Source organism: Methyloceanibacter stevinii, assembly GCF_001723355.1.
Classification (GTDB): Bacteria; Pseudomonadota; Alphaproteobacteria; order Rhizobiales; family Methyloligellaceae; genus Methyloceanibacter; species Methyloceanibacter stevinii.
This window is the reverse complement of the sequence record NZ_LPWE01000010.1, coordinates 568,274-581,546: the sequence shown is the minus strand read 5'-3', so window position 1 is coordinate 581,546 and position 13,273 is coordinate 568,274. Positions and strand designations below refer to the sequence as shown.

The window sequence follows — 13,273 nt, the reverse complement described above, 5'->3', positions numbered from 1 at the left end:
ACCGATTATCCCGTCCAGCCGGGCGACACTATTTACGTCCTCCAACGCGTGTTCTGACGTCGTCGTCCGCTGAATTGACGTTGCGTACCGCGAGCTTGGGACCTGCGGCTAGTTCGGCAGGAGGATCAACTGCGGGGCGTCCGCTTGCGGCGATGCTGAGCCCGGTTCTCGACGTCCACTGTACGCCGACGAACACCAGCGCCGTCGACCAGCCGAACATCAGCAGGCCGTTGGCGGCTTCGAACGACGATAGCAGCCGCCATTCGTCCTCAAGTACAATGTCTCCGAAGCCGAGCGTGGTGAACGTCACGGTCGAAAAGTAGAGCGCGGTCTCGAAGGAGTCGAAGGCGTCGAGGGAGATATAGAGCACCGCCCAGACCCACACCTCGATGATCGTGGCGAGAAACAGCCACAGAACGAAGACCGCCAGCCGGAGCGTCGACCAGATGAGCGCGGGCTCGTTGTGCCGGTCGGCATAGTCGCGCATGTACTCCACGCCCACCATGGTGAACACGCCTTGGATGACCGTCGTAATGACGATCATGGCGCCGCCGATGATGATCTCGAAGTGCATGACTTAGGTCTGCTGCGGCGCCGGGTCTTGCGTGGTTCCGGGTCCGCCCGGCGTATCGGAGCCTTCAGAGGTTGTCGGGGTGTCGCCGCTCTTCTTCTTGACAGACTCCCGCAAGCGCTGGAACTCGACATAGAGGAACGGAATGAAGCTGACGCCGATGATCGTCGCGAACAGCATGCCGCCGAAAACCGTCACGCCGACCGAGACACGCGAGGCTGCGCCGGCGCCGGTCGCCAGAACAAGCGGCAGCACACCCAGGATAAAGGACAGGGCCGTCATCAGAACGGCGCGGAACCGCAAGGACGCGGCTTCCTCGGCGGCCTGTACGATCGGTTCGCCCGCCTCGCGTTTCTCCTTGGCGAACTCGACGATCAGAATCGCGTTCTTGGCCGCGAGACCGACAAGCAGGATCAGACCGACCTGACCGTAAGTGTTGAGCGCGATGCCGGTGAGGCGCAGAGCCAGGAGCGCACCCAAGACGGCGAATACGACCGTGAGCATGACCGCCATGGGAATGGTCCAGCTCTCGTACTGCGCGACCAGGAAGAGGTAGGCGAAGATGATCGAGAGCAGGAACACGGCATTGCCGGCCGCTCCCGCCTTGACCTCTTCGTAGGACATGCCCGTCCACTCATAGGTGTAGCCTTCCGGCAGATTCTCTGCGGCCAGCGTATCCATGGCGTCGAGCGCCTGGCCCGAACTGTAGCCGGCCGCCGCGTTGCCGTTGATGGTGGCGGAGTTGAACATGTTGTAGCGCTGGATTGTGTCGGGGCCGAGCGAGGGCTCCAGGGTCACCAGCGAGCGGACGGGGACCATCGCGTTGTTGGTCGACTTAACGTAGAGGTCTCCGACGTCGGTCGGTTTCTCCCGCTTGTCCTGCTCCGCCTGGAGGTAGACTTGGTAGACCCGGCCAAACTTGTTGAAGTCGTTGACGTAGTACGTACCGATATTGGCATTGAGCACGGTGAAGAGGTCTTCCGCGCTGACGCCCTTCGTTTCGGCCAGTTTGCGATTGAGATCGACAAAGTACTGGGGCGAGTTCGCCGTGAATGTGCTGAAGACGCCGGTGAGTACGGGATCTCCATTGGCGGTGTAGATGAACCCGTTGAGCGCCGAAGCGAGATCCCCCACCGGCCGGTTCTGGGTGTCCTGAAGCACAAACTCGAAGCCGCCTGTGTTGCCAAGCCCGGGAATGGCGGGAGGCACGAAAGGAATGATCGTGGCTTGCGGTATGGCGGCGAATTGCGGGCCGATCGATTCCATGATTCCGCGCAGGCTGAGTTCCTTTGTCGTCCGCTCGTCCCACGGTTTTAGAACCGCGATCAGGAACGCGGCATTCGGCATCACGGTGCTTTGCAGAATGGAATAGCCGCCGACGGAGATGATGTTCTCGACGCCGGGGTTGTCCTCGAGGATCTTTTCGACCTGCTTCATGACTTGGGCCGTCCGCGGCAGGGCGGCCCCGTCGGGCAGACTCACATTCACATAGACCGTGCCCTGATCTTCTTGCGGAATGAACCCGGTTGGGGTGGTCATGCCGAGGAAAGCAGTCGCACCGATCATGCCGGCGATGATCACCAGACCGAGGATCGTTCTGCGGATCAGATGGCGGACGATTGAGTTGTAGCCATTGCGCGATTTTTCCAGTCCCTTCTCGAAACCAGGCCAGCGGTCCCCAGGTCGCTTTCTTGGCTCCCTCAGAACGGCGGCACAGAGCGCAGGGCTGAGCGTGAGGGCATTGATCGACGACAACAGCACCGAGATCGAGATCGTCGCGGCGAACTGGACGAACAGCCGGCCCGTAATGCCCGGCGTGAAGGCGGACGGAACGAACACGGCGAGCAGGACGAGTGTGGTCGCGATGACCGGAGCCGTGACTTCCCGCATGGCGACCTTCGTCGCCTCTCGCGGCTCGAGTCCGTCGGCGATATGCCGCTGCACGTTTTCGACCACGACGATGGCGTCGTCCACCACGAGGCCGATGGCGAGCACGAGGCCGAACAGGCTGATCGTGTTGATGGTGAACCCCATTGCCAGCAGGAACGCCAACGTTCCGATCAGCGAGACGGGGATGGCGATGGCCGGAATGAGCGTCGAGCGCCAATCCTGGAGGAAGATAAAGACCACGCAGATCACCAGGGCCAAGGCCTGGAACAGCGTGACGACGACCTCCTTGATCGACGCCGTCACGAAGAGCGTGGTGTCGTAGGTAACCTGGTAGGCGACATCGTCGGGAAAGCGCTGCGCCAAGACTTCCATCTCCGCCCGAATCTGATCGGCCACGTTGAGCGCATTGGCGTCGGAGAGCTGATACACGGCGAGGAGCGCGGCCGGCTTTCCGTTCAGTTCGCCGAACCAACCGTAGTTCTGCGCCCCGAGCTCCACCCGGGCGACATCCTTGAGCGTGACCACGGTGCCGTCCGGCTTGGCCACGAGGATGATGTCCTCGAACTCCGAAACCGTATCGAGACGCCCCTGAGCGGTGAGCGTGTACTGGAACTGCTGCGTCGGCGAAGTCGGCGCGGCGCCGAGCGCTCCGGGCGCCGCCTGAATGTTCTGTGCGCGAATTGCCGAGATGACGTCGGTCGCCGTCAATCCAAGGCTCGTCATCCGGTCGGGCTGCAGCCAAACACGCATGCTGTAGTCGCGCGCACCGAGGTTGCTGACCTGCGCGACCCCGGGTGTCCGCGCCAAGGTGTCGAGCACATTGATGCTCGCATAGTTCGACAGAAAGATGCTGTCGTAGGTGCCCTTCGGAGAATAGATCGACACCACCATGAGCATCGTGGTGGACGTCTTCTGCGTCGTGACGCCCTGGCGCTGAACCTCCTCGGGGAGCTGCGGCAAAGCCTGGGCAACGCGGTTCTGAACGTTGACCTGGTTGATGTCGCCGTCCGTGTCGATGCCGAACGTCACCGTGAGCGTGTAGCTGCCGTCGTTCGTACTCTGGGACGACATATAGCTCATCCCCTCGACGCCGTTGACCTGCTCCTCAATGACGGCGGCCACGGATTCGGCGACCACGCTCGCATTGGCGCCCGGATAGCTTGCGGTCACCTGCACCTGGGGCGGCGAAATCTCGGGAAACTGTGCGACCGGCAGCACCATCAGAGCCAGCACGCCGACAAGCGTGGTCACAATGGCGATGACGAACGCGAATTTGGGACGGTCTATGAAGAAGGCGCTGAGCACGGTCTACTGCTTCGCCTCCGTATTCGTGTCCGTCTTTTCATCCTTGCCGGAATCGGACGAGGAAGCGGGCGCGGGATCCGTGTCTTTGCCGTCCGCGCCTTTCGCTTTGTCGTCTTGCTTGGCTTGTGGCTCCTCGGAAGGCTTCGATGAGGCGTCCGGTTTGGCGTCCTTGGGCTTCGAGTCCTCGGGCTTTGCGTCCTCAGGCTTTGAGTCCTTGGCTTCGGCGCCGCTGGACTTATCGGCGCCGGTCGCACCGGAATCCGTATCCCCGGAGGTGCCTTGATCATCCGACGGCTGACCGCCATCGCCAGTGCCATCGGCGGTCGGCTTGCTGTCGACATTCTCAGCCGTTCCGGACGGGTTCTGATAGGTCACTTTGACCTTCGCACCCGGTCTGACTTTCTGGATGCCCTCGACGACGATCGTCTGACCCGGAACCAAACCCTCCGTCACGACAATCCCCGTGCCCACCCGCTGACCGGTCTTGATGGCGCGCGACTGCACTTGATCACTGCTGTCGACGACAAGGACGAATGGGCCGGACTGATTCTGCTGAACGGCGGCCTGCGGAACAACGACCTGCTTGTCGGGTTTCGCGTCCGTCAGAAGGACGGTGACATACTGCCCCGGCAACAGAAGGCGGTCCGGGTTCGGGAACTTCAAACGGATGGCGATGGTGCCTGTCGTCGGGTCGACCTCGTTGTTGACGACATAGACCTTGCCCTTGTGCGGATAGAGCTTGCCGTCCGCCAGCCGAATCCGCGGCGTGAAGTCTTTCGCCGTACCGGCTTCCCTCGCCTCCACATAGTTCAGGTAGATGCGTTCCCCGATCGAGAAGTCCACCTCGATCGGGTCCAGCGCAACCACCGTGACGAGCACGCCGCTTTCGGGCCCGATGATGTTGCCCACATCGACCGCCGAGATGCCGGCCCGGCCGTTGAGGGGCGAGGTGATGGTCGCATAGCCGAGATTGAGCTTGGCGTTGGCGACGTCGCCTTGCCGGCACTAACTTCTGCGTCCGCCTGCTTGGCCTGGGACAAGGCAATGTCGTATTGCGCCTCGCTGACGCCAGGGCTGTTCTTGTCGACCAAGGCTTGGTAGCGCGCGAGGGTGAGGTTCTTCTCGTCGGAGCTGGCTTGCGCCTTGGCCAGGGTCGCTTGAGCCGAAAGGAGATCCGCTTCGAACTGCGACGGATCGATCTTGTAGAGAACGGCGCCTTCCTTGACCTGGCGCCCTTCCTCGAAGGGCCGCTCCAGGAGCGTGCCCTTGACGCGCGCTTGGATGTCCACGCTTTGGGAGGACCGCGTCTGGCCGACGAACGTAGTCTCGTCGCTGACCTCTTTCTCCGTGACCACTTCCGCCACGATGCCCGGAAGAGGTTCGTTCGCCTTTCCGGTCTCTTTGCCGTCGGAGCAGGCACTCAAGAAAAGAGGCAGCGCAAGTAGCAGTAGCGCCTTGCTCATCCCCGCAACACGACCCCACTGACCCATTCGACCCCTCTTGCGCAGCTTGACCCAATCCGTGTGGCGCGATGCTACCTCACTAGGAACGGGAGACAAAACATGACCTACCGCAATCCACGTGCCACCGCGACCCCATGATTTTGTGGAAACTTGCACAGAACAGTCATAAGGCCGACATTCGGGTCACCGATCCGCATCGTGACACCCATCAAACCAGAGCCGTTCCAAACTAGGCTCGCTCTAGGGAGAACAACCACATGGCGACCGTTCGCCGGATGCGTTCCAACGTCCGCCTTTTGGCCGCAGCGGCCGCCTGCGTCGTGCTCGGCGCGATGCCGGCCCAGGCCGAGCGCCGCGACGGCGTCAACGGCTGCTTCATCGAGGAAGTGGAGACCGACGCAGGCAAGGTCTGGCGGCACAAGCTCGACGTGCAGGTGCCGAAGGACGGCTACTGCCGCCTCTACATCGTCGATGACAAGGACAGGAAGAGCTGGCGCTATTGCTCGTTGAAACGCGCGGCGGAGAACCCCGTCTCCGAGGTTTGCGACGACCCTGTCGACGACGCGGATTTCGATTATTGGAAAGCTAAGGCCGTGTGCGGGGGCATGAACCTTATGGCGACATGCCGCCGGGAGAAGCCGTTGCAGCCGGGTCAGCTCTCAGGCGACTGACCCGCTAGCCGTCGCGGACAGGCGCGCGTCCCGTGGCGCGGCTAGGACCTGCCCGACCCGTTTTTCGACTTCTTGCCTTTTGACTTTTTGTTTTGCGGATTTTGTCCGCGCGGCCGTTGGGCTTGGGTGTTCCTTGCCGCGGGTCTTTTCGCCTGCGGCCTCGGGCCCTGGGGCCTCTTGGCCTGAGGCTTCTTGGCCTGAGGCCTCTTGGGCGCCGCTCTCATCGCTTGGGGTCTCGGGCCCTGCGGCGCTTGGCTTGGACCTTCTCTTGGACCTTCTTCGGAGGGGCCTTCCGCGCCTGCGGCATCGGTCCCCGCGGCTTGCTGTGGGCGGCGTCCCTCCTTGCCGGAGGCCGTTTCGCCTGCGGCCTCGGCGCCGGAGGCCTGTTGGCGTGGGCCTGCTTCGACGAGGGTTTCCGGGCCTGGGGCCTCTTGGCCGGAGGCCGCTGCGCCTGAGGCGTCGGTCCTTGCGGCTTACTGGCGGCATCGCGCCTCGCCGGCGGGCGTTGTGCCTGTGGCTTCGGTCCCGGCGGCCTATGGGCGTGACCCTGGTTTGCCGAGGGCTTTTTTGGCCTGGGGGTTTCGGACCGGGGCGCTGCTTGCTGTGGGGTCCACCCCCCTGACGGCCTGTGCCCTCGGGCCTATTGGCCGTCGCGCCGCGGCCTGCGGCGGTCCGCTCGGACGGGTCCGGGCATCGGGCCGACGCTCGGGCCGCGCCGGGCCTGCGACCCGCCCGCGCCGTCCGGCTTGCGGCTGGCATGGCGGCGGTCGGCCGGCCCGTTCTGGGTACTGCGCGCACGACCGGCTCCATTGCCGTCTCGAGGACCCCGCCCGGGACCGCGATTGGCTTGCTGCGGGCGCCCATTCGCCTGCGGCCGCGCATTGTTGGGCTTGGCCTTGGGCTTTGGCCTGGCGTTAGCTGCCTTTGAAGCGCCCTGCTTGGGCTTGCTGCCCTGATGCGCGCGCGGCTGGCGGCCGGCGGCGTTGCTCCTCGAGCTGCTTCCGCTGGACGTAGGAGGGCTTGACCGCCGCCGCCCGTTCGAAGGGCGTCAGCCGCGGCTGGGACGGGGCCACATAGCGCGGCGCGTTCCTGCGGGCCGATGGCTTTCCGCGCCCTGATGCGCGGCAACCTTCCGGCGTGCGGACCTCTGCGCGACCTTTTTCGGCGGACGGCGCGGCCCGGCGTTCTTCTTCACCCGAGGGGCATAGACATGCAGATCCCGGTTGCCCCGGCCATAGGCCCAGCCTCTGTTGGGGCCAGGCCGGTGTGCGGCCCGGTGGACGCGATACGGCTCGAGGTGCCGTCGCGTGACCCGGGACCAACGCGCGCGGGGGAAGCCCTCGTTATAGATGGCGCCGTTCCGGTAATGCGGCCGGTACACGGTCTTCGTCGAGTTGAACACCAGCGAGATGCTCGTGCGCGGAACCGCATAGCTCCGCACGGCCGGCGATACGAGATAGCGGGGCCGGACGAACGTCCAGGCATCGGCTACGGGTGCGTAGGCGCGCGGCGCGTAGCGCCTCGGCGCTCCATACGCGGAGCCATAGCCATAGTCGTCGTAGCGTCGTAGCTCTCGACGGAAAAACCGAAACCGCCGGAGGACAGGCCGAGGCCGAAATAGGACAGCCCGTCGTTGTAGCCGTAGTCCCGGTAGCCGCCATAAGGTGCTCCGTAGCCGCCATAGCCCACGGTCCTGACCGGAGCCTCGGGGGCCCAGCCGACATAGTCGTCGCTATAGCGCCACTGCACCCAGGCCGGAGACCACGTATCGCCGGGAACCCAGTACCAGCCGTACTCTGCATCGTAGCCCCAGCGCCCGTAGTGATAGACGGCCCAGGCGAACGGTTCGGGCGAATCCCAATACCAGCCGTGTTCGTCGGTAAAGACCCAATTGCCGACCGTGTAGGGGCGCCAACCCTGCTGGACCGCGTTCGGGTACCAAACATACCCGAAACGCTCGTCGGCGACCCAATCGCCATACGGAGCAAGGGCATCGTAAAACTCGTCGATCTGGAAATCGGCTGCGGCGTAGGGGGCGGCTGGTCCGCCCGCGTTCGCCTTGCCGGAAACCAGCGTGCCGCCGGCGATCGAGGCGATCGCCATCACGCAAACCATGAGCAAGCGGTTCATCAAGACCTCCACGGCCCCACCGCTCGGCTCGGGAGACCATATTGGAGCCCAGGGTGGAGGTCCCGACCTGAACCCAGTCTGAACGTGGCGAGTTTGCCCATCCAAGGGGACGTTTCAGGTCAGATACGGCGCTGCGTCGTGTTGATGCGTCCCCTTGCCGATGCCTCCCGACTTGGATAGGGAAAGCGCTGCCCAGACGCTCGACTTCGAGAGCCGGGAACCGCAGCACAAAGATGAGAAGGAAGATTGATGTCGGGCGTCCCCTTTGTCGACTTGAAGACACAATATGCGCGGCTGAAGCCGCAGATCGCCGACGCGATCCAGGATGTTCTCGACGACGGCCGCTACATTCTCGGCCCGGCAGTCACGAAGCTTGAAAGCGAACTCGCCGAGTATTGCGGCGTCCGCCATGCGATCTCCTGCTCCAGCGGCACCGACGCGATCATCATGCCCCTGATCGCCTACGGCATCGGGCCGGGCGATGCGGTGTTCGTGCCGTCCTTCACCTTCACGGCCAGCGCCGAGGCGATCATCCTCGTCGGCGCCTCGCCCGTGTTCGTCGACGTCGAGGAAGACAGCTTCAATCTCGACCTCGCCGATCTCGACGCAAAGATCGCCGCGACCCGCGCGGAAGGTAAGTTGACGCCGAAGGCGATCCTCGCCGTGGATCTCTTTGGGTTGCCTGCGGATTGGGACGAACTCAACACGTTTGCGGATCGGGAGCAGCTGCATCTGATCGACGACGCGGCGCAGTCCTTCGGCGGCGTCTATGACGGCAAGCGTGTCGGTTCGCTCGCGCATGTGAGCTGCACCAGCTTCTTCCCGGCGAAGCCGCTGGGTTGCTACGGGGACGGCGGCGCCATCATGACCGACGACGACGAACTCGCCGAGCTCCTAAAGTCGATCCGCGTGCACGGCCAGGGCGCCGACCGCTACGAAATCGCCCGTATCGGCATCAACGGCCGTCTCGACAGCATTCAGGCGGCGATCCTCTCGGTGAAGCTGCCGATCCTCGACGACGAGTTGGCGGCCCGCGATCACCTCGCATCCATCTACGACGAAGAGCTCAAGGACGCGGTGACGGTTCCGAAGCGCATCCCGGGACGCCAGTCGGCTTGGGCGCAATACACCATCAAGTCGGACCGGCGCGCCGACATCCAGGCGGCGCTCAACGAAGCGGGCATCCCGTCGGCCATCTACTATCCCAAGCCGATGCACCTTCAGGCGCCCTACGCACCCTATGGCGGCGGCGAGGGCTCTCTGCCGATCAGCGAGACCATCTGCCATCAGGTCATGAGCCTGCCGATGCATCCCTACCTGCCCGACGACGACGCGCGGCGGGTCGCGGAGGTGATTCGCAAGGCTGTGGCCTAGCCGAGAAGGGCCGCAACGCCCCATTTGTGCCGCTTCGAGGGGGAACCACCGCCGAAGGAGCGGTGTTCATGTCATATTCAGGGTCGAGCGTGTTAAATGCTCGTCAGCGTATAAGAGGGAACACCACAGACAGCCTTGACCAGTCTTACTCGAATAAGCGCCCTTCTGATTCTCTGCCTGACCATCCTGCCGGTCAGCCAGGCCACGGCGGCACCGTATAGAGGCTGCAATGCCGGCCCCACGTCCAAGCTGACGGTCAACGTCAAGTCCATGGGCGCGAAGGGCAACGGCAGCGCGGACGACACGAAGGCCATCCGGCGCGCGATCAATAAAGTCGCCGGCACGGGTGGCACGGTCTATCTGCCGCCGGGCGCTACCGGGTCGACACTGACACCAAGAACCGCCTCAGCCTTAAGAGTAACATGACCTTCAAGATGCACCCCAAGGCAGTCTTGAAGATGTTTCCGACCAAGAAGCCCCACTACACGGTCCTGCGAATTTCCGACGCTCAAGATGTGACCGTGACGGGGGGTACGATTGTCGGCGACCGCCGCACTCATCAGGGCAAGGGCGGCGAGTGGGGCATGGGCATCTTCATCATGAAGGGCTCAAAGCGCGTCACGATCTCGAATGTGCGCGCAAGGGAGTTATGGGGTGACGGCTTCCATATCTCCGATGCGGAAGACGTTGCGCTGTGTGGGGTCCGGGCGGAGCGCAACCGGCGGCAGGGCCTGTCCATCATTCACGGCAACCGCATTCTGGTGACGCGGTCCATGTTCCGGGACACGCAAGGCACCCGGCCCGCCGCAGGCATTGATCTTGAGCCCGACAATCCCAAGCAGACCATCACTAATGTCCGCATCGAGAGCTCGGTCTTCATCAACAACGAGGGCGGCGGCATCATGATCGCCGGCAAGAAGGCGCGCATCTCGCGCGTGCAGATTCAAAACAACGAATTCGACGGCGCGCGCCCGCTGCTGATCGAGTACGCCCCCCGTGTTGCCGAGAGCCATATTTGCAGCAACCGGTACAAGCCATTCAGGCGCGTCGATATGAAGATGTTCGAGAAGGTGGCGCGCCCCAAGCACACGATCGGGATGCAGAAACCCTGCAAGGGCGAGGCGCAGAGGCGGCTCTGGTAGCTTCCGCGCGCGGCAGCGATGAACGCCCCTCTGGACAAGGTTGAGACAATAGTCGTCGGCGCAGGGGTCGTCGGGCTCGCCATTGCGCGTGCGCTCGCACAGGCTGGCCGTGAGGTTCTGGTTCTGGAGCGCGGCTCCGACGTCGGCCAGGAGACATCGTCGCGCAACAGCGAGGTCATCCACGCCGGCCTCTATTACCCCCCAGGCAGCTTGCGCGCGAAGTTCTGTGTCGAAGGCCGCCGCGCGCTGTATCGATACTGCGAGGAGCGCGGCGTTCCCCACAGCCGTTGCGGCAAACTCGTGGTGGCGGCGAACGGGGAGGAAGTCCCTGCGCTCGAGGCGCTCCATCGGCGCGCCCTCGCCAACGGCGTCGAGGAAGTCGAGCTGATCGACAGATCGCGCCTCGAAGTGATGGAACCCGCCCTCGCCGGAACGCAGGCACTTCAGTCCGGGTCGACCGGCATCGTCGACGGGCACGCCCTCATGTTGACCTACCAAGGAGACGCCGAGAACGCCGGTGCGCTGGTGCAATGCGCGGCGCCGGTCCTCGGTGGCTCACTTGTTGGCGGATCACTCGAAGGCGGAGCAACTCGGCTGAGCATCGGCGGCGACGACCCCACCGAGATCGAAACCCGGCTGGTCATCAATGCCGCGGGGCTCGGCGCCTGGGAGCTCTCACGGAACCTTACCGGTCTCGACCCCTCGACCATCCCGCCCCGCTACCTCGCCAAGGGCTGCTACTTCACCCTGACAGGCCGGGCGCCCTTCCGGCATCTGATCTACCCCGTGCCACCTGAAGGTGGCCTCGGCACCCACCTCACCTTCGATCTCGGCGGACAGGTGCGCTTCGGCCCCGATGTCGAGTGGGTCGAGGATGTCGACTACCACGTGGACCCCGGCCGCGGCGCGGCGTTCTACGGCGCCATCCGGCGCTACTGGCCGGGCCTGCCGGACGGCTCGCTGGAGCCCGCCTACGCCGGCATCCGTCCGCGCACCTCCGGACCTCGGGAGCCCCTCGCCGACTTCATCATCCAAGGGCCCGACGAGACGGGACACCCCGGCTACGTCGCGCTCTACGGCATCGACTCCCCGGGGCTGACATCGTCCCTCGCGATCGGGGACTACGTTGCCGATCTCGTGGCTTGAGCCCCTAAGGTGCTCCAGATCTGTTCTGTTGATCGGCCTCATATGCTTCGTCCCGAGGCTGCTGATAGAGTTGGCCTCTAGTCTTCTCGTATCGGACCTGTCCGCACCGCACATCCAATGGTCTTAGAGAATGAGATGTCAGAGGACCGAATCCTAAAGCAGCTCGAACAGCGCCTCGGGCGCCGTCATGCGCGCCAGCGTCTCGGCGTCGAGAACGATCACGAGGCGCAAGTCTTCGGACAGGGCATCAACTTCTTCCACATCGAGAACCTCCCGATCGGCCACACGATCATTCGTGCGGTTCTGATGGCGAGCGGGCTTTATTGGCGCGGGCGGCGCAACGCCGCCAAGGTTGTCCTCAAAGACAATGTCATCGCTACGCCGCACGTGCCGAAGGCTTTCGACGGCTTCACCATGCTTCAGATCAGCGACCTCCATGTGGAGTACAGCGCCGATGCCATGACGGAAGTGATGAGGCTCGTCGAGGACCTTCCGTACGACGTTTGTCTTCTGACCGGCGACTACAGAGCCAAAACCTGGGGGACGCACGACGCCGCCGTTGACGGCATGAGACGTGTGTGTTCGGCGTTGAAGGGACCTGTCTATGGCGTCCTCGGCAATCACGATTCGGTTCGCATGCTCCCCGCACTGGAGGACATGGGCATCCGGATGCTGATGAACGAGGCCGAGACAATCAGGCGCGGCGAGGATCGCATCCACATCGTGGGGATTGACGATGCCCACTTCTACCGGGCGGACAATATCGAGAAGGCCGCCGAAGGCATTCCCCACGAGGACTTCTCGGTACTCGTTACACACACGCCGGAGATCTATCGGCAAGCCGCTCATGCGGATTTCGATGTGCTGGTCAGCGGTCACACCCATGGGGGGCAATTCTGCCTGCCCGGTGGCATTCCCCTAACGCTCAGTGCCGTCTTGCCGAGAGCGTTGGGCTCCGGCGCTTGGCGACACCACAGCATGGTCGGATACACGGCGGCGGGCGCTGGTTCGTCAGTCGTGCCGGTTCGGTTCAACTGCCCACCTGAGATCACCCTTCACCGCCTTCAACTCTCTGATCAGTAGGGCTTGTCCCGCATGTTCAGCCTGAACAGTAGGCGGGAGACGACTAGGCTTCCGACGATGAACAGAGCCGTACCTACGAGAATATCAACGGTTGTGACGGGAAGCAGCCATCGGGCCGCGAGAAGCGGCAGGAGGGACTCCGGAATTTGATCGAGCCCAATCGCTTGATCGCTGGCGCGCAGCCCCATGCGTCGCTTTAGGAAGCTCGAGACGAGATCTCCCGCCATGGCGGAGAACGCAACGACCACGCCGACCTGCCAACTCAATCCAATGAGCATCGCGACGACAGGCGTCAGAACCATCGAAAGGAGGATGCCGCGAATGGTTTTGGATGCACCTAGCAAAGGCTGACCATCAGATAGCACGAGGCCGCCGTCTAACGGCCATGCGGTAGCCGGCCCAAAGCACCTCTTGGCAAAAACCGGGACCGCATTCGCCACAACAACCAGAGTGAGCAGCTGAAACAGCAACAATAGCTGCATGTCACAGACTGCGGCA

General features: G+C 63.6%; 12 protein-coding genes and 1 pseudogene. 6 read left to right on the top strand and 7 right to left on the bottom strand.

Annotated elements, in window-relative coordinates:
* Positions 1-28: 28 nt before the first annotated feature.
* The 4 genes and pseudogenes from AUC70_RS06690 to AUC70_RS17910 all read right to left on the bottom strand — a co-directional run.
* A complete protein-coding gene (locus AUC70_RS06690) occupies positions 29-574 on the bottom strand; it encodes a potassium channel family protein (protein WP_069444116.1) in 546 nt (181 codons plus the stop codon).
* A gap of 3 nt (positions 575-577) precedes the next feature.
* Complete coding sequence (locus tag AUC70_RS06685; protein ID WP_069444115.1) at positions 578-3,766, bottom strand: efflux RND transporter permease subunit; 3,189 nt, start codon at positions 3,764-3,766, stop codon at positions 578-580.
* A gap of 3 nt (positions 3,767-3,769) precedes the next feature.
* Entirely contained in the window at positions 3,770-4,720 is a 951-nt protein-coding gene (locus AUC70_RS06680) for an efflux RND transporter periplasmic adaptor subunit (RefSeq protein ID WP_083241333.1), read from the bottom strand.
* A 47-nt stretch (positions 4,721-4,767) separates the two neighbouring features.
* Positions 4,768-5,229: pseudogene (locus AUC70_RS17910) on the bottom strand (efflux RND transporter periplasmic adaptor subunit); the annotation flags it as partial.
* Between the two features lie 257 nt (positions 5,230-5,486).
* Between AUC70_RS17910 and AUC70_RS06670 the strand changes: the two are divergent.
* Positions 5,487-5,900: a hypothetical protein gene (locus tag AUC70_RS06670; protein ID WP_069444112.1), complete on the top strand. Its 414-nt coding sequence runs from the start codon at positions 5,487-5,489 to the stop codon at positions 5,898-5,900.
* 1,048 nt (positions 5,901-6,948) lie between these two features.
* On the opposite strand, the gene AUC70_RS06660 is transcribed toward AUC70_RS06670, so the two are convergent.
* Positions 6,949-7,341, bottom strand: a complete 393-nt coding sequence (locus AUC70_RS06660; RefSeq protein WP_069444110.1) for a hypothetical protein — start codon at positions 7,339-7,341, stop codon at positions 6,949-6,951.
* A 47-nt stretch (positions 7,342-7,388) separates the two neighbouring features.
* The gene (locus AUC70_RS06655; RefSeq protein WP_141701993.1) at positions 7,389-8,030 is read right to left on the bottom strand and encodes a DUF6600 domain-containing protein; all 642 of its coding nucleotides are present in this window, start codon (positions 8,028-8,030) and stop codon (positions 7,389-7,391) included.
* A gap of 249 nt (positions 8,031-8,279) precedes the next feature.
* Here AUC70_RS06655 and AUC70_RS06650 point away from each other — a divergent pair, with 249 nt between their 5' ends.
* The 5 genes from AUC70_RS06650 (at position 8,280) to AUC70_RS06630 (ending at position 12,775) form a co-directional block, all read left to right on the top strand.
* A complete protein-coding gene (locus tag AUC70_RS06650) occupies positions 8,280-9,404 on the top strand; it encodes a DegT/DnrJ/EryC1/StrS family aminotransferase (RefSeq protein WP_069444108.1) in 1,125 nt (374 codons plus the stop codon).
* Positions 9,405-9,539: 135 nt separating this feature from the next.
* A complete protein-coding gene (locus tag AUC70_RS16195) occupies positions 9,540-9,830 on the top strand; it encodes a glycosyl hydrolase family 28-related protein (protein ID WP_083241331.1) in 291 nt (96 codons plus the stop codon).
* A complete protein-coding gene (locus AUC70_RS06640) occupies positions 9,827-10,546 on the top strand; it encodes a right-handed parallel beta-helix repeat-containing protein (RefSeq protein WP_069444106.1) in 720 nt (239 codons plus the stop codon). The genes AUC70_RS16195 and AUC70_RS06640 overlap by 4 nt, the downstream gene beginning before the upstream one ends.
* Positions 10,547-10,564: 18 nt before the next feature.
* The gene (locus AUC70_RS06635) at positions 10,565-11,692 is read left to right on the top strand and encodes an NAD(P)/FAD-dependent oxidoreductase (RefSeq protein WP_069444105.1); all 1,128 of its coding nucleotides are present in this window, start codon (positions 10,565-10,567) and stop codon (positions 11,690-11,692) included.
* 135 nt (positions 11,693-11,827) lie between these two features.
* Positions 11,828-12,775: a metallophosphoesterase gene (locus tag AUC70_RS06630; protein WP_069444173.1), complete on the top strand. Its 948-nt coding sequence runs from the start codon at positions 11,828-11,830 to the stop codon at positions 12,773-12,775.
* Here the strand turns inward: AUC70_RS06630 and AUC70_RS06625 are convergent.
* The gene (locus AUC70_RS06625) at positions 12,769-13,257 is read right to left on the bottom strand and encodes a CDP-archaeol synthase (RefSeq protein WP_069444104.1); all 489 of its coding nucleotides are present in this window, start codon (positions 13,255-13,257) and stop codon (positions 12,769-12,771) included. The genes AUC70_RS06630 and AUC70_RS06625 overlap by 7 nt on opposite strands.
* Positions 13,258-13,273: the final 16 nt, after the last annotated feature.